This is a genomic window from Streptomyces sp. NPDC054047 (genome assembly GCF_055585065.1).
In genome coordinates, this window is record NZ_JBVJKV010000005.1 from 430443 (window position 1) to 450695 (window position 20253).

At 70.0% G+C, this 20253-nt stretch carries 19 protein-coding genes; 9 read left to right on the forward strand and 10 right to left on the reverse strand.

Going from position 1 to position 20253, the window contains the following annotated elements:
* Positions 1 to 18: 18 nt before the first annotated feature.
* Entirely contained in the window at positions 19 to 1446 is a 1428-nt protein-coding gene (locus ACZ6ZP_RS21665; RefSeq protein WP_351171941.1) for a glutamate decarboxylase, read from the reverse strand.
* 154 nt (positions 1447 to 1600) lie between these two features.
* On the opposite strand from ACZ6ZP_RS21665, the gene ACZ6ZP_RS21670 reads away from it, so the two are divergent.
* Positions 1601 to 2359 (forward strand): MerR family transcriptional regulator, encoded by a 759-nt coding sequence (locus ACZ6ZP_RS21670; RefSeq protein ID WP_351171938.1) that lies wholly within the window; start codon positions 1601 to 1603, stop codon positions 2357 to 2359.
* 92 nt (positions 2360 to 2451) lie between these two features.
* On the opposite strand, the gene ACZ6ZP_RS21675 is transcribed toward ACZ6ZP_RS21670, so the two are convergent.
* Positions 2452 to 2820 carry a YbjQ family protein gene (locus tag ACZ6ZP_RS21675; protein WP_351171935.1) on the reverse strand — a complete coding sequence of 123 codons (369 nt, stop codon included), beginning with the start codon at positions 2818 to 2820 and terminating at the stop codon, positions 2452 to 2454.
* A gap of 147 nt (positions 2821 to 2967) precedes the next feature.
* On the opposite strand from ACZ6ZP_RS21675, the gene ACZ6ZP_RS21680 reads away from it, so the two are divergent.
* Positions 2968 to 3660 (forward strand): DedA family protein, encoded by a 693-nt coding sequence (locus ACZ6ZP_RS21680; RefSeq protein ID WP_469407912.1) that lies wholly within the window; start codon positions 2968 to 2970, stop codon positions 3658 to 3660.
* Between the two features lie 36 nt (positions 3661 to 3696).
* Here the strand turns inward: ACZ6ZP_RS21680 and ACZ6ZP_RS21685 are convergent, their stop codons facing one another.
* Positions 3697 to 5376 (reverse strand): threonine/serine exporter family protein, encoded by a 1680-nt coding sequence (locus ACZ6ZP_RS21685; RefSeq protein WP_351171929.1) that lies wholly within the window; start codon positions 5374 to 5376, stop codon positions 3697 to 3699.
* 130 nt (positions 5377 to 5506) lie between these two features.
* Positions 5507 to 5995 carry an inorganic diphosphatase gene (locus ACZ6ZP_RS21690; RefSeq protein ID WP_351172006.1) on the reverse strand — a complete coding sequence of 163 codons (489 nt, stop codon included), beginning with the start codon at positions 5993 to 5995 and terminating at the stop codon, positions 5507 to 5509.
* A gap of 85 nt (positions 5996 to 6080) precedes the next feature.
* Here ACZ6ZP_RS21690 and dacB point away from each other — a divergent pair, with 85 nt between their 5' ends.
* The 6 genes from dacB (at position 6081) to folE (ending at position 13963) form a co-directional block, all read left to right on the forward strand.
* On the forward strand, positions 6081 to 7655 hold the full coding sequence (dacB, locus tag ACZ6ZP_RS21695; RefSeq protein ID WP_469407914.1) for a D-alanyl-D-alanine carboxypeptidase/D-alanyl-D-alanine endopeptidase: 1575 nt from the start codon (positions 6081 to 6083) through the stop codon (positions 7653 to 7655).
* Between the two features lie 278 nt (positions 7656 to 7933).
* Positions 7934 to 9052 (forward strand): zinc-dependent metalloprotease, encoded by a 1119-nt coding sequence (locus ACZ6ZP_RS21700; protein ID WP_351171926.1) that lies wholly within the window; start codon positions 7934 to 7936, stop codon positions 9050 to 9052.
* Between the two features lie 236 nt (positions 9053 to 9288).
* On the forward strand, positions 9289 to 10398 hold the full coding sequence (gene tilS, locus ACZ6ZP_RS21705) for a tRNA lysidine(34) synthetase TilS (protein ID WP_351171923.1): 1110 nt from the start codon (positions 9289 to 9291) through the stop codon (positions 10396 to 10398).
* A gap of 51 nt (positions 10399 to 10449) precedes the next feature.
* Positions 10450 to 11010: a hypoxanthine phosphoribosyltransferase gene (gene hpt, locus ACZ6ZP_RS21710; protein ID WP_135330538.1), complete on the forward strand. Its 561-nt coding sequence runs from the start codon at positions 10450 to 10452 to the stop codon at positions 11008 to 11010.
* Positions 11011 to 11213: 203 nt separating this feature from the next.
* The gene (ftsH, locus tag ACZ6ZP_RS21715; protein ID WP_351171920.1) at positions 11214 to 13238 is read left to right on the forward strand and encodes an ATP-dependent zinc metalloprotease FtsH; all 2025 of its coding nucleotides are present in this window, start codon (positions 11214 to 11216) and stop codon (positions 13236 to 13238) included.
* Positions 13239 to 13357: 119 nt separating this feature from the next.
* On the forward strand, positions 13358 to 13963 hold the full coding sequence (gene folE / locus ACZ6ZP_RS21720) for a GTP cyclohydrolase I FolE (RefSeq protein WP_351171916.1): 606 nt from the start codon (positions 13358 to 13360) through the stop codon (positions 13961 to 13963).
* 39 nt (positions 13964 to 14002) lie between these two features.
* Here the strand turns inward: folE and ACZ6ZP_RS21725 are convergent, their stop codons facing one another.
* The 6 genes from ACZ6ZP_RS21725 to ACZ6ZP_RS21750 form a co-directional block, all read right to left on the reverse strand.
* Positions 14003 to 14488, reverse strand: a complete 486-nt coding sequence (locus ACZ6ZP_RS21725) for a DUF3180 domain-containing protein (protein ID WP_351171913.1) — start codon at positions 14486 to 14488, stop codon at positions 14003 to 14005.
* 65 nt (positions 14489 to 14553) lie between these two features.
* Positions 14554 to 15165, reverse strand: coding sequence for a 2-amino-4-hydroxy-6-hydroxymethyldihydropteridine diphosphokinase (gene folK, locus ACZ6ZP_RS21730; RefSeq protein WP_351171910.1), 612 nt, complete (start codon positions 15163 to 15165; stop codon positions 14554 to 14556).
* A complete protein-coding gene (folB, locus tag ACZ6ZP_RS21735; RefSeq protein WP_351171907.1) occupies positions 15162 to 15521 on the reverse strand; it encodes a dihydroneopterin aldolase in 360 nt (119 codons plus the stop codon). Before folB ends, folK begins: the two co-directional genes overlap by 4 nt.
* A gap of 133 nt (positions 15522 to 15654) precedes the next feature.
* Positions 15655 to 16179, reverse strand: coding sequence for a nuclear transport factor 2 family protein (locus ACZ6ZP_RS21740; RefSeq protein ID WP_351171904.1), 525 nt, complete (start codon positions 16177 to 16179; stop codon positions 15655 to 15657).
* On the reverse strand, positions 16176 to 17048 hold the full coding sequence (gene folP / locus ACZ6ZP_RS21745) for a dihydropteroate synthase (RefSeq protein WP_351171901.1): 873 nt from the start codon (positions 17046 to 17048) through the stop codon (positions 16176 to 16178). Before folP ends, ACZ6ZP_RS21740 begins: the two co-directional genes overlap by 4 nt.
* A gap of 30 nt (positions 17049 to 17078) precedes the next feature.
* Positions 17079 to 18938, reverse strand: coding sequence for a phosphatidylglycerol lysyltransferase domain-containing protein (locus tag ACZ6ZP_RS21750; protein WP_351171898.1), 1860 nt, complete (start codon positions 18936 to 18938; stop codon positions 17079 to 17081).
* Between the two features lie 187 nt (positions 18939 to 19125).
* Between ACZ6ZP_RS21750 and ACZ6ZP_RS21755 the strand changes: the two genes are divergently transcribed.
* A complete protein-coding gene (locus ACZ6ZP_RS21755; RefSeq protein ID WP_469407917.1) occupies positions 19126 to 20244 on the forward strand; it encodes an alpha/beta hydrolase in 1119 nt (372 codons plus the stop codon).
* Positions 20245 to 20253 lie beyond the last annotated feature (9 nt).

Below are 20253 nucleotides of genomic sequence, written 5' to 3' on the forward strand. Positions count from 1 at the left end.
TGAGGTCCTTCGGGCCCCTTAGTGGTGGAACCCCGTGGCCGCGTCCCTGTCCCGGGTGAAGGGGTGCGGCTGCCGCCGCAGTTCGGGCACCAGGTCGCTGAGATCCGCCAGGAAGAGCTCCGCGAGGTCGGCCGTGAAGCCGTTGCGGCAGACCACGCGGAGGACCGCCAGATCCTCGCGGTGGGCCGGGAAGGTGTACGCGGGCACCAGCCAGCCGCGCTCACGAAGCCGCCGGGACACGTCGAAGACGTCGTACGCCTGCACGTCGTCCCGCGTCGTGAAGGCGAACACCGGCAGCTGGTCGCCCCGGGTGATCAGCCGGAAGTCGCCGAGGGCCTCGACGCGTTCCGCCAGGCCCTCGGCGACGTCCCTGGCCGCCTGCTGGACGGCGCGGTAGCCCTCGCGGCCCAGGCGCAGGAACGTGTAGTACTGCGCGACGACCTGCGCGCCGGGCCGGGAGAAGTTCAGTGCGAACGTCGGCATGTCACCGCCGAGGTAGTTCACCCGGAACACCAGCTCCTCCGGCAGCGCGTCCGCGTCCCGCCACAGCGCCCAGCCGACGCCCGGATAGACCAGGCCGTACTTGTGGCCCGAGGTGTTGATCGACGCCACCCTCGGCAGCCGGAAGTCCCACTCCAGGTCCTCGTCGAGGAAGGGCGCCACCATCGCGCCGGACGCGCCGTCCACGTGCACCGGAATGTCGAGGCCGGTGCGCTCCTGGAGATCGTCAAGGGCCGCGCAGAGCTCGGCCACCGGCTCGTACGACCCGTCGAAGGTGGAGCCGAGCACGGCCACGACGCCGATCGTGTTCTCGTCGCAGAGCTCGGCCGCCGCCACCGGGTCGAGGTGGAAGCGGTCGCCCTCCATGGGCACCTGGCGCGCCTCGACCTCCCAGAAGTTGCAGAACTTCTCCCAGCAGACCTGGACGTTCACGCCCATGACGAGGTTCGGGCGCGCGGTGGGGGAGGGATAGCGGTCGACGTTCCGTGCCGCCTTGGCCCAGCGGCGCTTGAGGGCCATCCCGGCGAGCATGCAGGCCTCGCTCGACCCGGTCGTCGAGCAGCCGACGGTGCCCGAGGGGTCCGGCGCGTGCCACAGGTCGGCGAGCATGGCCACGCAGCGCCGCTCCAGCTCGGCGGTGTGCGGGTACTCGTCCTTGTCGATCATGTTCTTGTCCCGGCACTCGCCCATGAGGACGCCGGCCTGCGGCTCCATCCACGTCGTGACGAAGGTCGCGAGGTTGAGGCGCGAGTTGCCGTCCAGCATCAGCTCGTCGTGCACCAGCTGGTACGCCGTCGTGGGCGGCAGCGGCCCGTCGGGGAGGCGGTGCTTGGGCGGCGCCTCGGTCATGCCGCCGACCGGGTTGGCCTCTCCGTAGAAGGGGTTCACCGCGAGAGTGCGCCCCTTCGAGTCGCCGTTCGGGTCCTCGCTGTGGTGGAGCGGCATGGGCGGTCTCCTCGTGGCTGAGGTTTTCTGTCCCTGTCCGGGGCTTTCGCGTCCCTGCTGGCGAGGATATGGGCGGCTGCCGGGGTCTGCACTTGCACCTCACGTGACGTGAGGACCCAGGCTGAGGCGCGTACCGAGAGAGAGGGCACAGGCCATGAGCTACTCCGTGGGACAGGTAGCCGGTTTCGCCGGAGTGACGGTGCGCACGCTGCACCACTACGACGAGATCGGCCTGCTCGTGCCCAGCGGGCGCAGCCACGCGGGCCACCGGCGCTACGGCGACGACGACCTGGACCGGCTGCAGCAGATCCTGTTCTACCGGGAGCTCGGCTTTCCCCTCGACGAGGTGGCGTCCCTCCTGGACGACCCGGACACGGACCCGCGCGCGCACCTGCGCCGCCAGCACGACCTGCTGACCGCCCGGATCACCAAGCTCCAGGAGATGGCCGCCGCCGTCGAGACCGCCATGGAGGCGAAGAAGATGGGCATCAACCTCACGCCCGAGGAGAAGTTCGAGGTCTTCGGGGACCACGACCCCGACCAGTACGCGGAGGAGGTCGAGCGGCGCTGGGGCGACACCGACGGCTACAAGGAGTCGCAGCGCAGGGCCGCCTCGTACACCAAGGAGGACTGGCAGCGGATCAACGACGAGTTCGACGCGGTGCACGCGCGCATGGCCGGCCTGCTCGACCGGGGCCTGCCCGCGGACTCCCCGGAGGCGATGGACGTCGCGGAGGAGCACCGCGGCTCCATCTGCCGCTTCCACTACGACTGCACGCACGAGATCCACACCTGTCTCGGCGAGATGTACGTGGCGGACGAGCGGTTCGCGGCCACCTACGAGGCGATCCTGCCGGGGCTCGCGGTCTACATGCGGGACGCGATCCTGGCGAACGCGGCGCGTAACGGCTGAGCGGAGCAACCGGAGCACCGGTAAGTAGCGGTAAGTACTGGTAAGTACCGGTAAGGGGCGGCCACCACGGGGGGCCGCCCCTTACCGCTGTGTCACTGCTCCTGTGCGATCACGACCGCCGTGCCGTAGGCGCACACCTCGGTGCCCACGTCCGCGGCCTCGGTGACGTCGAAGCGCATCATCAGGACCGCGTTGGCGCCTCGCGCGCGTGCCTGCTCGATGAGGCGCTCCATGGCCTGGTTACGCGTCTCCACCAGCGTCTTCGTGAGTCCCTTCAACTCGCCGCCGATCATGGACTTGAGGCCCGCGCCGATCTGGCTGCCCAAGTGCCGGGAGCGCACGGTGAGGCCGAAGACCTCACCGATAACCTGTTGTACGCGGTATCCCGGTACGTCGTTCGTCGTCACGACCAGTACGTCGGAGTGCGGATCGGTGCCGCCGCCGAAATCTTCGATACCCATGGCACACAGCTTTGTCCCGGATCACGCACAGTGCACCCTGGGGGAAGCAGTGGAACCTGGGCGCTTCACCTCGCGTTGATAGCTTTGGGCGGCCATCCGCGCCGCATACCCGCCGCATCCCCCTCTCACCCTCAGGAGCCCGGAACCGTGACGACGCTTGCGCTCGGACCAAGCTGGCTGGATCCGGATTACCTCCTGAACACGTTCGGGGTCTGGGGTCTGCTGGCGATCGTGTTCGCCGAGTCGGGCCTGCTCATCGGCTTCTTCCTGCCCGGTGACTCGCTGCTGTTCACGACGGGCCTGCTGATCACGACGAACCAGCTGGACTTCCCGCTCTGGCTCTGTGTCATCCTCATCTGCATCGCCGCGATCCTCGGCGACCAGGCGGGCTACCTCTTCGGCAAGAAGGTCGGCCCCGCGCTCTTCAACCGCCCGGACTCCAAGCTGTTCAAGCAGGAGAACGTGGTCAAGGCGCACGAGTTCTTCGAGAAGTACGGCCCGAAGTCCCTGGTCCTGGCCCGCTTCGTGCCCATCGTGCGGACGTTCACGCCGATCATCGCGGGCGTCAGCGGCATGCGGTACCGCTCGTTCATCACGTTCAACATCATCGGCGGCATCCTCTGGGGCGCCGGTGTGACGATGCTCGGCGCGTGGCTCGGCAAGATCGAGTTCGTGCACAAGAACATCGAGGCGATCCTCATCCTGATCGTCCTGATCTCGGTGGTGCCGATCGTGATCGAGTTCCTGCGGGCGCGCGGCAAGAACAAGAAGGCGGCCGCAACCGAGGGCGGTGCCCCCGGGGCGGCCCCGGCGTCGCGCGGCCGGCACGCCAAGCGGTAGTCCGGCGTCCGGCCCCCACCGGGGCCTGCGGTCAGGTCAGAAGCCGCGCGTGCGCTTGGCCGCGCGGCGGTTCGCCGCCGTGGTGGCGCCCGGGATCTTGAGGATCAGGCGCGAGACCTCGCTGCCGAGGTTCACGCCGATCGCGATGGCCAGCGCCGTCGCCGCCGCCTTGGTGAGCGAGTTGATGCCCGTGTTCATGTCGTTCTGGGCGAGGGCCAGCAGACCGAAGTACGTCGCGCTACCGGGCAGCAGCGGGCCGATGGCCGCGGTGACGTACGGCAGTGAGGACGCGAAGCGGTAGCGCGAGAAGAGCTGCCCGAACAGGCCCACGAGCCCGGCCGCGATGGCCGTCGCCGCGACCGGCGAGAGCTTGAGCGACGTCTGCGCGAGCGCGCCGAACATGACCCAGGCGATACCGCCGTTGAGGGTCACGATGAGCACGGTGTGACGTTCCTGCTGGAGCAGTATCGCGAAGGCGAGGCTCAGCGCCATCGACGCCAGGATCTGGATCACCGGGCGCGAGTCGACCGCCACGAACGTGGTCTCCGGCTGCAGGCTCGTCGCGTCCAGCATCACGCCGAGCGACAGCACGAGCAGCACGCCGCAGACGATGCCCACGACGAGGTAGCAGACCTCCAGGAGGCGGGCGGCCGCCGTGATGTAGTAGCCGGTCAGGCCGTCCTGGACGCCGGCCACCAGGGCCCGTCCGGGGATCAGCGCGAAGAGACCACCGGTGATCACCGCGGACGCGTTGACCTCCTGGGAGTGCACGAGGCTGAGCGTGACGCCCATGGCGGCGGGCGGCATCGCGGCGCCCACGAACTGGTAGAACTCCGGCAGCCCGCGGCCCGCGCAGAGCCAGGCGAGCCGGTCGCCGAGCATCGCGCCGACCGCCGCGATCACGAAGACCAGGGCGCCACCGCCGACGAGCACGGAGGCCGAGCCGGCGAGCAGCCCGCCGGCCGCCGTGAGCGCCCAGCCGGGGTAGGGGTGGCGATTACGGCGGATTGCCGCCAGACGGCGGTACGCCTCCTCCAGGGAGACGTCGATGTCCGTGTCGCTGATGTCGTCCACCAGCTGGAAGACGGCCGCGAGCCGGGTGTAGTCGGTGCCCCGGCGGCGCACGGTCCTGGAGGCCGTGACCGGGTCGTCCACCAGGGACGGCTGGTGCGAGATCGAGAGCAGCGTGAACGTCACGGTCGGCTCGCAGCGGTCGAGGCCGTAGCTGCGGCAGACGGCGAACATCGCCGCTTCCACGTCCTCGGCGCCCTCGCCGCCCGCGAGCAGCAGCTCGCCGATACGCAGCGTCAGGTCGAGCACGCGGGGCACTGCGGGCCCGGTCTCGTCCTCGTGCTTCTGGGAGGCCTCCGGGGTGGGCCGCTCGGCCACCGGCATGCGCAGCATCGTGCGCATCTGGTCCTGCCAGGGCGTCTCCTTGGTGAGTTTCACCAGGGGTATGCCGTGCGGGGGAGTGAACGCGGGCGGCGCGTTGCGCGAGCTGTAGGTGTGCGGCGTGGTGAACGCCGACTTCTCGGTCTCCTGGGTGGTCGAGGCCGACGCGAGGTTCGGCAGACCCGTCGGGATCGCGAACTCGGACGTCGTCTGGGACTCGTCCTCGGGCGCCGGTGGCTGCGGCATCACGCCGGCGGGCTGAGTGAACGCACTCCGTGCCTCGTCCGACTGTGGCTTTCGGTCTTCGGCCTCCTGATCAGCCACTTTTACTGCCTCGCTCCCAACATACGAACCGTGCGCACCTCCAGTACGAACAGTATGCGCACAGATACGCGAACGGGCCGCGCGGTCTTCGTGAAGATCGCGCGGCCCGTCAGCGTCGGAGAAGGATCACTCAGTGACCCTGCGCCTCCGCACGCTTGTACGACTTCTCGATCTCGGCCTCGGCGTCCGTGCGGCCGACCCAGTCGGCGCCCTCGACGGACTTGCCGGGCTCCAGGTCCTTGTAGACCTCGAAGAAGTGCTGGATCTCCAGGCGGTCGAACTCGGAGACGTGGTGGATGTCGCGCAGGTGCTCCACGCGGGGGTCCGATGCCGGGACGCAGAGCAGCTTGTCGTCGCCGCCCGCCTCGTCGGTCATCCGGAACATGCCGATCGCGCGGCACTTGATGAGGCAGCCCGGGAAGGTCGGCTCGTCCAGGATGACGAGGGCGTCCAGCGGGTCACCGTCCTCGCCGAGGGTGTTCTCGACGAAGCCGTAGTCCGCGGGGTAGCTGGTCGACGTGAAGAGGCGACGGTCCAAGCGGATCCGGCCGGTCTCGTGGTCCACCTCGTACTTGTTCCGCGAACCCTTCGGAATCTCGATGGTGACGTCGAACTCCACGGGTGGCTCCTCCATGATCAGCACATACTTCGGGTGATTAAGTGTCCCTCACGCAGATGTGTGATCGCGAAAGGGGCTGGTCGTCGTGCCTGAGCTCAAGCCTTGGCAGCAGACCCGGCAGCACGTCGGGAAGCTGCTGCGGCAGCTTCCCAAGCCTCCGGCTCCCAAGATCCCTGCCGCTCTCAAGACTCCTGCGAAGCTCAAGACCTGGCAGCTCACGGCGGGTGCCGCCACCGTCGGAATCGCGATCGCGGCCGGTGCGGTGGCCGCGGCCGGCCCCTGGGACTCCTCCGGTCAGCGTACGGCGGAGCGGGACTGGGCGGCCTCTCAGGAGGCCGGGGGTGGCACAGATCACGCAGGTCGTACGTCCGGACGGGCGCCCGCGGCCGCCCCGAGCGCCCCCTCCGTGCTCCGGGGGCTCGGCGCACCCGTGGGTTCCACGCACGGCGGCTCCGTGCCCGCTCCGGACGGCAAGGCGCTCGCGGGCGTCCTCGATCCGCTCCTCAAGGACAAGGCCCTGGGCCCCGAGCGCTCGGCGGTCGTCATCGACGCGGGCACCGGGCGGCGGGTCTACGGCAAGGGCGGCGGCGACACGCTGACGCCCGCGTCCACCACCAAGATCGCCACCGCGGTCGCGGCGCTGACCTCGGCGGGGGCCGACCACCGCATCACCACGAAGACGGTCATCGAGCCGGACTCGAAGGACGTCGTCCTGGTGGGAGGCGGCGACCCCACGCTCACCGCCCGCAAGGACGGCCCCTACGCGGACAGCGCCGCGAGCCTGCGCGAGCTGGCCGAGGACACCGCGCGCGCCCTGAAGGACCGCGGCGCGGACAAGGTGACCCTGTCGTACGACACCTCGCTCTACACGGGCGAGCAGCAGCACCCCATCGGCCCGAACGAGAACCTCACGCTGGTCAGCGCCCTGATGGCCGACGAGGGCCGCCTCGACGACTCCTCCAGCGGCCCCGCCCCGCGCTCGGGCGACCCGGCGGGCGACGCGGCGAAGAAGTTCGCGGAGCTCTTGGACGAACAAGGCATCGAGACGGGCACAAAGGACAAGAAGGACCCGGAGCCCTCCAAGGCGACCGACCGGGCCCAGTCCCTGGCCAAGGTCGAGTCCCCGCCGCTGTCCGCGCTCGTCGAGCGGATGCTGACGCACAGCGACAACGACATCGCCGAGGCGCTGGCCCGCCAGACGGCCCTCGCCGCGAAGGAGCCGGTGAGCTTCGAAGGCGCGGGCAAGGCGATCGACGCCCAGCTCAAGAAGGCCCGCATGCCACTGGCCGGCACGAAGTTCGCGGACGGCAGCGGCCTGGACCGTGCCGACCGCAGCTCCGCCGAACTGCTCGCCGCGCTGCTGGCCCGCGCCGCCGACCCCGCCCACCCCGAGCTGCGCTCCGTGGTGACGGGCCTGCCGGTGGCCGGCTTCACGGGCACGCTGGTCGACCGCTACCCGAAGGACTCCCCGGGCACCGGCGTCGTACGCGCCAAGACCGGCACCCTGACGGGCGTGAACACCCTCGCGGGCACGGTCGTCGACACGGACGGCCGCCTCCTGGTCTTCGCCTTCATGACAACGGGCACGACGGACCCGAAGGCGGCACAGGGGGCCCTGGACCAGATGGCGTCGGCGGTGGCCAAGTGCGGGTGCAGGTAGCGGGCCCCTGGGCCTTGGGCGGTGGGGCGCGAGGAACTGCGCGACGCGACCAGCCACGACGGCGTCGCGGACGGCAGTCGGTCTGGCCGGCGTCGGTGGTGCGGAGATGGTCGGCTGGCGGTGTTTTTTCGGGGGCGACGCCCGTACCCCCGGCCGTGGGGCGGGGTGTGTCCGTATCAGGGGGCAATTGCTTCCCGTTGACCCCTACGGGCCCGGAGTAGGGCAATGTCGGGGCTCAACCCCCTCCGTAGGCGGAGCCGACCACGTACCGTTGACGCATGACGAGCATCGGTGGTGCGGAGATGGTCGACTGGAATCTCGCGGTGGCGACCGCGACCCGGCTCGTCCGGCCGGGTCCAGAAGTGAGCCGGGACGAGGCGCGGGCCATCGTCGCCGAGCTCCGGAAGCATGCGAAGTCCTCGGAGGAACACGTCCGTTCCTTCACCCGGATGGGCACGGAGGACACCCACGACACCCCGGTGCTCGTGGTCGACAGGGCCGGGTGGATCCGGGCGAACGTCGCCGGGTTCCGGGAGATCCTCAAGCCCCTCCTGGACAAGATGCAGGACCGGCGCAGCGGCCCCGGGGGCGCCATGCTCGGCGCGGTCGGCGGCAAGGTGACGGGCGTCGAGCTCGGAATGCTGCTCTCCTTCCTCGCCTCCCGCGTCCTCGGGCAGTACGAGACCTTCGCCCCGGCCAGCCGAGACCTCCCCGCGGGGGAGAACGGCGGCGGCAGGCTCCTCCTCGTGGCACCGAACATCGTGCATGTCGAGCGCGAACTCGACGTGGACCCCCATGACTTCAGGCTCTGGGTGTGCCTGCACGAAGAGACCCACCGCACCCAGTTCTCGGCCGTGCCGTGGCTGCGGGACCACCTCGAAGGTGAGATCCAGTCATTCCTCTCGGAGACCGAGGTCGACCCGATGACGGTCCTCGAGCGCATCCGGGAAGCGGCCCAGTCGCTCGCCGGCGGCCGCCCCGAGGGCGAGGAGGACGACGGGGGCCGCTCCATCGTGGAGCTGGTGCAGACCCCCGCCCAGCGCGAGATCCTCGCCCGGCTCACGGCGGTCATGTCGCTCCTGGAGGGCCACGCGGACTTCGTGATGGACGGGGTCGGGCCCGACGTGGTGCCCTCCGTCGGCGAGATCCGGGAGAAGTTCCAGCAGCGCAGGGCGCGCGGGGCGAGCCGCCTCGACCAGGCCCTGCGCAAGCTGCTCGGCCTGGACGCGAAATTGCGCCAATACCGCGACGGCGAGCGTTTCGTGCGCGCGGTCGTCGGCGAGGTCGGAATGGACGGCTTCAACCGGGTGTGGACCTCGCCGAACACGCTGCCCACCAAGTCGGAGATCGCCAAACCGGCGGACTGGGTCGCGCGGGTGCACCGTAAGGGAGAGTGAGGGCAGGAGGGGAGCGAGTTGCGGCCGATGGCAGGAGAACGCCCCCGCAATCACCCGTCCGAGGGACCGTGAGCCATGGGTAGGCGTGCAATGCTCGGGGAACGGCTCGGCTCTGTCACCATCGACACACTCTGAGTGACTAACCTCGTGGGATCTGCCTGAGGCCCGATCTCCCGAGTGTGGTCCTGAGTGACAGGTCCGAGGCTCACCCCCGAACTTCATGAAGGGAACCGGACATGGGTCCCCATCCTGCGGTCGCGGCGATACGCCTGGCGGTCCGCCGCGTACTCCACGACGTACTGACCGACGTACAGCGCACCGACGCCCAGCGCGCCGACCTACGGCGCCCCGAAGCACAGCGCAGCCCCGAGCGCGTCCCCGCACGCCCCTCTCACCCCCACCCTCCACGCGAGCAGGCCACGACGCCACTCGTCCTTGTCGCGTGCTCCGGCGGCGCCGATTCCATGGCACTCGCCTCCGCCCTCGCCTTCGAGGCCCCCAAGCTCGGCATCCGCGCCGGCGGCGTCACCGTCGACCACGGGCTGCAGGACGGCTCCGATCTGCGCGCCGCCGAGGTCGTCTCGCGGCTCACCGCCCTCGGCCTCGAACCGATCGAGTCCGTCGCCGTCGACGTCGGCCGGGACGGCGGCCCCGAGGCCGCGGCCCGCGACGCGAGATACGGCGCGCTGGACGCCGTCGCCGAGCGCCACGGCGCCGCCGCGATCCTGCTCGGCCACACCCGCGACGACCAGGCAGAGACCGTGCTGCTCGGGCTCGCCCGCGGCTCCGGCATCCGCTCCCTGTCCGGGATGGCGGCCGTGTCCGGCGGACCGGGGGCCGACCGCCGCTACCGCCGCCCCTTCCTGCACATCGACCGGCAGACCGCCCGCAAGGCCTGCATGGTCCAGTCGCTGCCCGTCTGGGACGACCCGCACAACACCGACCCCGCCTACACCCGCTCGCGGCTGCGGCACGAAGGTCTGCCCGCCCTGGAGAAGGCGCTCGGCAAGGGCGTCGTGGAAGCACTCGCCCGTACGGCCCAGTTGTCCCGGGACGACGCCGACGCCTTGGACCACTGGGCCGCACAGGCGGAAGCTTCCGTGCGCGACGCCGCCGGGCTCCTGGAGTGCGCCAAGCTCTACGCCCTGCCGCCCGCCGTGCGCCGCCGCATCGTGCGCCGCGCCGCCATCGAGGCGGGTGCGCCGGCGGGTGCGCTGTTCGCCCGGCACCTCGAAGAGGTCGACCGGCTGATCACGGGCTGGCGCGGCCAGGGGGCCATCAATCTCCCGGGCAAAGTCGTCGCTCAGCGCCAGGGTGGCAGACTGGTGATCCGGCAAGGCTGTTGACCGAGGGGCCCCTGGTCCCCGCGCAGCCGGTGGGACGGACGACCGAAAGTGATGCGGGTGGACGCGAAAGACATGGGCACCGACCTTCAGTCGGTGCTCATCACCAAGGAAGAGATCGACGCGAAGCTGGCTGAGCTGGCGGCGAAGATCGACGCGGAGTACGCGGGCAAGGACCTGCTGATCGTCGGAGTGCTCAAGGGCGCAGTGATGGTCATGGCGGACCTGGCGCGTGCGCTGTCCACCCCGCTCACCATGGACTGGATGGCCGTGTCGTCTTACGGCGCGGGCACCCAGTCCTCCGGTGTGGTGCGGATCCTCAAGGACCTGGACACCGACATCAAGGGCAAGCACGTCCTGATCGTCGAGGACATCATCGACTCCGGGCTGACGCTGTCCTGGCTGCTCTCCAACCTCGGCTCGCGTGAGCCCGCGTCGCTGAAGGTCTGCACGCTGCTGCGCAAGCCCGAGGCGGCCAAGGTCGCGATCGACGTGGAGTGGGTCGGCTTCGACATCCCGAACGAGTTCGTCATCGGGTACGGCCTGGACTACGCGGAGAAGTACCGCAATCTGCCGTTCGTCGGCACCCTCGCTCCACACGTCTACGGCGGCTGATCCCCGGTCGTCCCGGGTCCTCCCGGCCAACTCCACGGAGGCGGCCGGGAACCCTCACCCGTTTCCCGGCGTTGGAGCATGCGAAGACGGGTTTGTCAGCCGTCCCGTGCGGTATCGGGTGACAATGCTGGGGTACCGTCCGAAGAACAGTCTTTATCAAACTCACTATGGCAGGAGGGACGGGGCGTCATCGCTCCGTATGGATGGACGTGAAGCGATACTTCCGTGGGCCAGTCATGTGGATCGTGTTGGCCGTCCTTGCCGTGGTCGTGTTGATGCAGGTCGTCGGTTCGTCCGGCGGCTACAAAACGGTGGACACCGGCCAGGTCGTTCAGGCGATCAACGACAACAAGGTCGAGTCCGCCAAGATCACCACCGGTGACGAGCAGACCATCAAGGTCGAGCTCAAGGATGGCCAGAAGGTCAAGGACAGCAGCAAGATCCAGGCGAGCTACATCGGCGACCAGGGTGTCGCCATCGCCAAGACCTTGCAGGACAAGTACCAGGACAAGCAGATCCCGGACGGTTACACCGTCTCGCCGTCGAAGCAGAACCCGTTCGTCGGCATCCTGCTCTCCCTGCTCCCCTTCGTACTCATCGTCGTTGTCTTCCTGTTCCTGATGAATCAGATGCAGGGCGGCGGCTCCCGGGTCATGCAGTTCGGGAAGTCCAAGGCCAAGCTGATCACCAAGGACACCCCGAAGACGACGTTCTCCGATGTGGCCGGATCTGACGAGGCGGTCGAGGAACTCCACGAGATCAAGGAATTCCTCCAGGAGCCGGCGAAGTTCCAGGCCGTCGGGGCCAAGATCCCCAAGGGCGTGCTCCTGTACGGGCCGCCCGGTACGGGCAAGACGCTCCTCGCGCGTGCTGTCGCGGGTGAGGCCGGCGTTCCGTTCTACTCGATCTCCGGTTCCGACTTCGTCGAGATGTTCGTCGGTGTGGGTGCCTCGCGTGTGCGTGACCTCTTCGAGCAGGCCAAGGCGAACGCCCCGGCGATCGTCTTCGTCGACGAGATCGACGCCGTCGGCCGGCACCGCGGTGCCGGTATGGGCGGCGGTCACGACGAGCGCGAGCAGACGCTGAACCAGCTGCTCGTCGAGATGGACGGCTTCGACGTGAAGGGCGGCGTCATCCTGATCGCCGCCACGAACCGCCCCGACATCCTCGACCCGGCGCTCCTTCGCCCCGGCCGTTTCGACCGCCAGATCGCGGTCGACCGTCCGGACATGCTGGGCCGTCTGGAGATCCTCAAGGTTCACCAGAAGGGCAAGCCGGTCGCCCCGGACGTGGACCTGGGCGCGGTGGCGCGGCGTACGCCGGGCTTCACCGGCGCCGACCTGGCGAACGTGCTGAACGAAGCGGCGCTCCTGACGGCGCGCGGCGACAAGAAGCTCGTCGACAACCACTCGCTGGACGAGGCGATCGACCGCGTCGTGGCCGGTCCGCAGAAGCGGACCCGGATCATGTCCGACAAGGAGAAGAAGATCACCGCGTACCACGAGGGCGGACACGCCCTGGTCGCGGCGGCGTCTCCGAACTCGGACCCGGTCCACAAGATCACGATCCTGTCGCGCGGCCGGGCCCTCGGTTACACGATGGTCCTGCCGGACGAGGACAAGTACTCGACCACGCGCAACGAAATGCTCGACCAGCTGGCATACATGCTGGGCGGGCGCGCGGCCGAGGAGCTCGTCTTCCACGACCCGACGACGGGCGCGGCGAACGACATCGAGAAGGCCACCGCGACCGCACGGGCCATGGTCACGCAGTACGGCATGACCGAGCGGCTCGGCGCGATCAAGTTCGGTGGCGACAACACCGAGCCGTTCCTGGGCCGCGAGATGGGTCACCCGCGCGACTACTCGGAAGAGGTCGCGGCGCTGGTCGACGAAGAGGTCAAGAAGCTCATCGAGACCGCGCACAACGAGGCCTGGGAGATCCTCGTCGAGAACCGCGACGTTCTCGACAACCTGGTCCTCCAGCTCCTTGAGAAGGAGACCCTGAACAAGGAGCAGATCGCCGAGGTCTTCGCAGGCATCGTGAAGCGCCCGGCACGCCCGGCGTGGACCGGTTCCACGCGGCGCACGCCCTCGACCCGCCCGCCGGTGCTCTCCCCCCGGGAGCTGTCGCTGACGAACGGTGCGAACGGCGCCACGCCCGCGGTGACCGCAGGCCCGACGGAGACGCCCATCGAGGTGACCAAGGAGGATCGCCCCGAGAGCTGATCCCCGGCGCCTCAGCAGGCCCGGAATGGAAGCTGCGCCCCCCTGGTTCTAGCCTGGGGGGCGCAGTTTTTCGTACGTACTGACGCGCTGGTGCGTGGAACGCAAGGAACGAGGCACAGATGACCGACCCCGTGACGCTGGACGGCGAGGGCACGATCGGCGTGTTCGACGAGAAGCGGGCCGAGAACGCCGTGCGCGAGCTGCTGATCGCGGTCGGGGAGGACCCGGACCGCGAGGGCCTGCGGGAGACTCCCGGACGCGTGGCACGCGCGTACAAGGAGATATTCGGCGGTCTGTGGCTCAAGGCGGAGGACGTCCTGACGACGACGTTCGACCTCGGCCACGACGAGATGGTCCTGGTGAAGGACATCGAGGTGCAGAGCTCCTGTGAGCACCACCTGGTGCCCTTCCACGGCGTCGCGCACGTCGGCTACATCCCGTCGTCCGACGGGAAGATCACCGGCCTGTCCAAGCTCGCCCGTCTCGTGGACGTCTACGCGCGCCGTCCGCAGGTCCAGGAGCGGCTGACCACGCAGGTCGCGGACTCCCTGATGGAGATCCTGGAGCCGCGCGGCGTCATCGTGGTCGTCGAGTGCGAGCACATGTGCATGACCATGCGCGGAGTGCGGAAGCCGGGCGCCAAGACGATCACGTCGGCGGTGCGCGGGCAGATGCGTGACCCCGCGACGCGCAACGAGGCGATGAGCCTGATCATGGCGCGCTAGCGCCGACGACAGCGCGCTCGGCTCCAAGCGCCCCCGGCCCTATGCGGCCGGGGCCGCCCCGCCGTTCACGTCGTCGTCCTCCGGGAGCTTGCAGACCCGCTCCAGGAAGAAGGCGGCCGCTATGACGGCGATGCTCGCCACCAGGGAGAGGCCTGCGTAGATCGCCTGGTCGCGGCGGGACGGGACGTCCAGGTACTCCAGGAGGAAGGCGCCCGTGCCGCCGTACATCCCGGCGACCAGGGCGGCCACCAGGGCGCTCGCCTGGCCGAAGACGACCGCGCGTGCGGCCATCAGCGGCTCGACGCCCTTCGCGCCGGGGCGCCGCTCGCGCTGGGCGCGCAGCCGGGCCCGCAGCGAGAGCGCCGTGGCCAGCAGCACCGCGGCGATCACCGCGAGCACGATGGGGGCGGCCAGCGGGACCCGCGGCAGGGTGCCGACGGAGTCCCACAGGCGGGCGCCCGCCCAGGACAGCACACCGGCCACCACGAAGAGGCCGGCCAGTGTCCTGATGCGCAGCTGCTTCACGGATGACCCTTCATCGTCGTACGGACCCGCCTCTCGACTCGTGCGGGTCCGATAGACCCTAACGATTACTCGGGCAGGCGGAGTTCCAGGTCGACACGGGGCGTGACGCCATCGCGGGTGACCTTGGCGAGCAGCTCGGCGACCGGGCCGTGTCCCGCCAGCTGCGCCTCGGGCTCCACGTCGTGCCAGGGGGCCAGGACGAAGGCACGTTCGTGCGCGCGCGGGTGGGGGAGCGTGAGGACCGGGTCGTCCGAGACGACCTCGGCGTACGCCACGATGTCGACGTCGATCGTGCGGGCGGCCCAGCGCTCGTCCCGCACGCGGTGGAAGGCCTCCTCGACCGCGTGCGCCCGCTCCAGGAGCGAGGAGGGCGGCAGGGTCGTCTTCACCACGACGACCGCGTTGAAGTACGACGGCTGGGTGCCGGGCTCGACGCCCCAGGGCTCCGTCTCGTAGACCGGGGAGACGGCTTTGACGCGCAGGCCCGGGGTGTCCTCCAGGGCGTCGATGGCGCCCTGCAGCGTCTCCAGGCGGTTGCCGAGATTGCTGCCGAGGGAGATCACGGCGCGCTTGGGGTTGGAGAGGGTCGTGTCGGCGGCGTCGACCTGTTCCACCACGGCGGTCGGCACCGGCTGGACGGTCGGGTCGCTCTGCCCTTGCGTGGAAAACGCGGTCATACTCGGCTCCGGGTGATGGTGACGGTCACATCGTCGAAGGGGACGGTGATCGGGGCGTCCGGTTTGTGGACGCACACCTCGACCTCCAGGACTCCGTCGTGCTTCAGACACGTCTGGGCGATGCGCTCGGCGAGCGTCTCGATGAGGTCCACCGGGTCGCCCTCGACGGCGGCCACGACCTCCTCCGCCACGACGCCGTAGTGCACGGTCTTCGCCAGGTCGTCGTCGGCGGCGGCCGCACGGGTGTCCAGGCCAATAACCAGGTCCACGATGAAGGTCTGGCCCTCTTCGCGTTCCCGCGGAAAGACACCGTGGTGCCCACGGGCCTTGAGGCCGCGCAGCGCGACACGATCCACGCGAATCACTCCTGCAATCGTCGGTATCGGCAGGCCTGTACCGAGTGCGGTCGGCACACCAGCCTCGATCGAATCTACCTGCGAGCACTGACAGTCCTCGCCCGCGGGGGCTTCTGGAACCGCCCCTACCCACTCAGGAGGGTGAGTCCTCGCCCTCTTCGTCGTCGGTTTCGGCGAGTACGGGTGAGGCGTGGTGCGACCAGAGCTTCCATCCGTCCACTGTGCGGCGGAACACATTGGTGGCGACGACGAGCTGGCCGACGAGCGGGCCGAGTTCACCGCCGGCCTCGGGCGGCGGGCCGCCGCTGAGGATGTTCTCCGTGCAGGTCACCAGGGCGGTGTCACCGGCTACGCCGACGTGTACGTCGGTCAGGAAGAACTGGATGTACTCGGTGTTCGCCATGATCAGCGCGTACGACCTGAGGACCTCGCCGCGGCCGGTGAGGACCGGCCAGCCGGGGTGGACGCAGGAGATCGGGGCCTCGTCGCCGTCGTCCGCGACGTCCTCGTCGTCCCGGCCCTCCGGGTCGTCCGGCGGGGCCGCGTCCGCGTCCAGCCAGAGGTCGGAGAGCTCGTCGAAGTCGCCGCGCTCCAGTGCTTCGTAGAACGCCGTGTTGGCCTGCTCGACCTGCTCCACGTCGGTCCTGGCCCCGGTCACTGTGGACCGCCTGCCGCGCTGGTCACGGCGTGTGCGACACGGACGGCGTCGGCGGTGGCCCGCACCTCGTGCACGCGGACCGCCCAGGCGCCCTGGTGGGCGGCGATGGCGGAGACGGCGGCGGTGGCCGCGTCGCGCTCGCGGGCGGGCGGCGGAGCGCCCTCGGGGCCTGCGAGGACGCGGCCGAGGAAACGCTTGCGGGAGGCGGCGACCAGGATCGGGTGGCCGAGCTCACGCAGGCGGTCGAGGCGGGCCAGGAGCGCCAGGTCGTGCTCGGCGTCCTTGGAGAAGCCGAGGCCCGGGTCGACGACGATGCGCTCGGGGGCGATGCCGCCCTCGATGGCGGCCTGCACGCGCGCGTGCAGCTCGTCGAACACTTCGGAGACCACGTCCTCGTAGACGGGCTTGGCGTGGATGTCGGTGAGGAAGCCGCGCCAGTGCATCACCACGAAGGGCGCACCCGCGGCGGCGACGGCCGGAACCATGCGCGCGTCGGCGAGGCCGCCGCTGACGTCGTTCACCAGGACGGCGCCCGCGGCGAGCGCCTGCTCGGCGACGGTGGCGCGCATGGTGTCCACGGAGAGCGGCACGCCCTCGGCCGCCAGGCCCCGCACGACGGGGATCACGCGCCGCAGCTCCTCGTCCTCGTCCACGCGCGGGGCGCCGGGACGGGTCGACTCGCCGCCCACGTCGACCAGGTCGGCGCCCTGGGCGACCAGGTCGATGCCGTGCTTGACGGCGGCCGTGGTGTCGAACCAGCGGCCTCCGTCGGAGAAGGAGTCGGGGGTCACGTTCACGACCCCCATGACCGCACAGCGGCCCCACTCCGGCAGCCCCTCGATCGATCCCCGCCCGCGCAACGTACTCATGCCTCCAGCCTAGGCCCGTGCGGCCGGGCTCTATGCCGCCCGGACCTCGTGCTCCGCCGTGCGGTGCGGGCAGGGACGGCGCTGCGCGCTGCCCCCGCGCAGGAAACGGGGCAGGGCGAGGGTCACGAAGCCCTCGGCCTGCATGGCCGCGAAGCCGATGCGGGGGAGGTCTTTGGAGGAGCGGTAGACGACGAAGCGGGGCTCCCAGCGGGGGCGGAACTTCGCGTTGAACTTGTACAGGGACTCGATCTGGAACCAGCGCGACAGGAAGACGAGCAGTCCGCGCCAGGCGCGGAGCACCGGGCCCGCGCCGATCTTCTCGCCGCGGGCGAGGGCCGCGCGGAACATCGCGAAGTTGAGCGAGACGCGGGCGATGCCGAGCTTCGGGGCGGCCTGCAGAGCGGCCACGATGAGCAGCTCGTTCATGCCGGGGTCGGCGGCGCGGTCGCGGCGCATGAGGTCGAGGGAGACGCCGTCCTTGCCCCAGGGGACGAAGTGCAGGACGGCCTTGAGGTCTCCGTAGGGCCCCGGTTCCTCGTCGGCCTTGTGCGCGGTCGCGATCAGACAGTCGCCGTCGTCCGGGTCGCCGATGCGGCCGAGCGCCATGGAGAAGCCGCGTTCGGTGTCGGTGCCGCGCCAGTCGTCGGCGGCGCGCTGTATCCGCTCCAGCTCGCGCTCCCCGAGGTCACGCACGCGCCGTACGCGGGTCTCGTAGCCATTGCGCTCGATCCGCTTGACCATCTGGCGTACGTTGCGCATCGCACGCCCGGACAGGGAGAAATCCGCGACATCCACCACCGCCTCGTCGCCCAGTTCGAGGGCGTCCAGGCCGGTCTCGCGGGTCCAGACCTCACCGCCGGTCTCGGAGCAGCCCATGACGGCGGGCGTCCAGGAGTGGGCCTTCGCCTCGTCCATGAAGCGCTCGATCGCGCCCGGCCAGGCCTCCACGTCGCCGATGGGGTCGCCGCTGGCGAGCATCACCCCGGAGACGACGCGGTAGGTGACGGCCGCCTTGCCGCTGGGGGAGAAGACGGCGCCCTTGTCGCGGCGGAGCGCGAAGTGGCCGAGCGAGTCGCGGGCGCCGTGCTTGTCGAGCAGGGCGCGCAGCTTCGTCTCGTCGTCCTCGGTGAGCCGTGCGGCCGGGTGTTCGGGGCGGAAGGCCAGGTAGATGGTGGTGAGGGCGGTGAGCATGCCGAGCGCGCCGAGCGAGTAGGCGACCGTCCAGGACGTCGTCCCGTAGTAGTCGACCGGGCCCTCGAAGCCGAACAGGCCGTACAGGACGTGGGTGAGGCGGTCCGTGATGCCGGGGTCCCCGATGACCTTGCCCGGGTGGGCGCTGACGATCACCAGGCCGAGGAGGATGGAACCGGCTCCCAGGAGCACGAAGTTGGCCAGCGCCCGCCAGCGGCTGCGCGGGTCGGGCAGCGCGGCGAACTCACTGCGGTGGCGCAGCAGCAGCGTCAGGAGGGCGAGCGAGATCAGTACGCCGATGACCGAGTGCCGGTAGGCGAACTGGGCCACGGCACCGGCCGGGAGCAGCACCACGGCGGCCCGCCAGGCCCGCCGCTTGTGGCGGCGCAGGCCGTGCGCGAGCAGCAGCAGGAGGACGCCCGAGCTGAGCGCGAGCGCGGCGGCGAAGGGGCCGAGCGCGCCGGGCAGGACCTCGGCGATGGCGTGCATCCGGCTGTGCCGGAAGCGGGGGAAGACGCCGGCCGCGACATTCAGCAGGCCCACGAGGGCGCAGGCACGGGCGACGATGGTGGGCACGGCCTCGGGGCGGGGGCCGCTGAGCAGTCGGCCGAGTCTGCTGTGGCTGCCGACACGGAGCCCTCCGGTACGGCGCCGACCCTCGGGGCGGCTGCCCTCACTGTCCGGAACCGCACCCGACATTTCCGCATCTATCCTGACAGACATCGCATCCCGTGGTTCTGCGAGAGAGCTTGATTCCGGCACCAAAACGGCATCCGGCGACATTGCGCCCTCTAGGACGGTCCTTCTGGGGCTCGGGTTCACTCCCGACCGGAAAACCGCCGGAAAAGAACCACGGAACAGGCAGAAAGCGCAGGCAGAACACCCCATGGGTCTGACGAGCAACAAGGTTCTCGCGCTGGCGGTGCTCCTCGCCGTCGCGCTGTTCATCGGCACCATCTGGTTCTGGCCGCGCCTGGCGCGGCAGTCCTGGCGGGCCGTCACCGGCCGTGTCGGGCTCCTCGTCGCCACCCAGCTGGCGATCTTCGCCTCGGTCGGCCTCGCCGCCAACCAGGCGTTCGGCTTCTACGCCACGTGGGCGGACCTTTTTGGCCAGGAGACGAGCCCCGGTGTCGTCGTCGACCACGATCCCGCCAAGGGCGAGACCCCCGTCGACGTGCGCGGCACCCGGTCGGTGAACGTGCCCGGCGGTGACAGGCCCTCGACCGGCGGCCAGATCCAGAAGGTCGTCGTCAGCGGGAAGGAGGCGGACATAGCGAGCCCCGCCTACGTCTACCTGCCGCCCGAGTACTTCCAGCCGCAGTACAAGAAGCGCACGTTCCCCGTGTCCGTGGTGCTCACCGGCTACCCCGGCACCGCCGAGGCGCTGATCAAGGGCCTGCACTACCCGCAGACCGCCCACGAGCAGGCCAGGCGGGGCAAGATGAAGCCGATGATCCTGGTCATGATGCGGCCCACGGTGGCGCCGCCGCGGGACACCGAGTGCGTGGACATCCCCGGTGGCCCGCAGACCGAGACGTTCTTCGCCAAGGACCTGCCCGGCGCCATCTCCGAGCACTACAGGACGGGCGGGACCGCGGGCAGCTGGGGCGTCATCGGCGACTCCACGGGCGGCTACTGCGCCCTGAAGCTGGCCATGCACCACCCCGACGTGTACGCCGCGGGTGCGGGCCTCTCCGCGTACTACAAGGCGCCCATCGACGTCACGACGGGCGATCTCTTCCACGGCGAAAAGGAGTTGGAGCAGCGCGCCGACCTCATGTGGTACCTCGACCACATGCCGGCGCCCAGGACGTCCCTCCTTGTCACCACCAGCAAGCAGGGGGAGGACAACCGCAAGGACACCGAGGAGTTCATCGGCAAGGTGAAGTCGCCCACCAGGGTCTCGTCGATCACGCTCGGCAGCGGCGGGCACAACTTCAACACCTGGCGCAGGGAGATCCCCGCCACCCTGGAGTGGATGAGCGGCCGCCTCGACGGCAAGTAGGGCTCCGGT

Excerpts from the sequence above, each read along its gene's own strand:
- ACZ6ZP_RS21665 (WP_351171941.1), bottom strand. The coding sequence starts at position 1,446 with ATGCCGCTCCACCACAGCGAGGACCCGAACGGCGACTCGAAGGGGCGC.
- ACZ6ZP_RS21670 (WP_351171938.1), top strand. The coding sequence starts at position 1,601 with ATGAGCTACTCCGTGGGACAGGTAGCCGGTTTCGCCGGAGTGACGGTG.
- ACZ6ZP_RS21675 (WP_351171935.1), bottom strand. The coding sequence starts at position 2,820 with ATGGGTATCGAAGATTTCGGCGGCGGCACCGATCCGCACTCCGACGTA.
- ACZ6ZP_RS21700 (WP_351171926.1), top strand. The coding sequence starts at position 7,934 with ATGACGAGCATCGGTGGTGCGGAGATGGTCGACTGGAATCTCGCGGTG.
- tilS (WP_351171923.1), top strand. The coding sequence starts at position 9,289 with ATGGGTCCCCATCCTGCGGTCGCGGCGATACGCCTGGCGGTCCGCCGC.
- hpt (WP_135330538.1), top strand. The coding sequence starts at position 10,450 with ATGCGGGTGGACGCGAAAGACATGGGCACCGACCTTCAGTCGGTGCTC.
- ftsH (WP_351171920.1), top strand. The coding sequence starts at position 11,214 with ATGGACGTGAAGCGATACTTCCGTGGGCCAGTCATGTGGATCGTGTTG.
- folE (WP_351171916.1), top strand. The coding sequence starts at position 13,358 with ATGACCGACCCCGTGACGCTGGACGGCGAGGGCACGATCGGCGTGTTC.
- folK (WP_351171910.1), bottom strand. The coding sequence starts at position 15,165 with ATGACCGCGTTTTCCACGCAAGGGCAGAGCGACCCGACCGTCCAGCCG.
- folP (WP_351171901.1), bottom strand. The coding sequence starts at position 17,048 with ATGAGTACGTTGCGCGGGCGGGGATCGATCGAGGGGCTGCCGGAGTGG.
- ACZ6ZP_RS21750 (WP_351171898.1), bottom strand. The coding sequence starts at position 18,938 with ATGTCGGGTGCGGTTCCGGACAGTGAGGGCAGCCGCCCCGAGGGTCGG.
- ACZ6ZP_RS21755 (WP_469407917.1), top strand. The coding sequence starts at position 19,126 with ATGGGTCTGACGAGCAACAAGGTTCTCGCGCTGGCGGTGCTCCTCGCC.